The sequence below is a fragment of the Rhizobium sp. 3T7 genome, assembly GCF_020166565.1.
GTDB lineage: Bacteria > Pseudomonadota > Alphaproteobacteria > Rhizobiales > Rhizobiaceae > Rhizobium.
In genome coordinates, this window is the sequence record NZ_JAIQXS010000074.1 from 1 (window position 1) to 289 (window position 289).

Genomic DNA, 289 nt, shown 5'->3' on the forward strand with positions numbered 1-289 from the left:
GAGAGAACGGATCACTGAGATGCAGGTGATGATCGAGGGACAGTCACGCTTCCAGCCTTTCGGCTTATCCTGTTGGGGTTCGGAAAATCTCAACAGGGGAGTTGGAAGCATGACTGCCTCCTATGATTACCATATCGGCGTCGACTACCACAAATCCTATAGCCATCTGGTCGTCCAGGATTCGGGCGGGAAGACGCTACGCTCCGGCCGGGTGAAGAACGACCGCCAGTCGCTTGGCGGCTTTCTCGAACGCTACCGGGAGAACTCGCATGCGGTTGTCGAGGCGACC

General features: G+C 57.1%; 1 pseudogene. It reads left to right on the forward strand.

From position 1 onward, the window contains the following. Positions 1-19 precede the first annotated feature (19 nt). Positions 20-289, forward strand: a pseudogene (locus K9B32_RS28905) (IS110 family transposase); the annotation flags it as partial.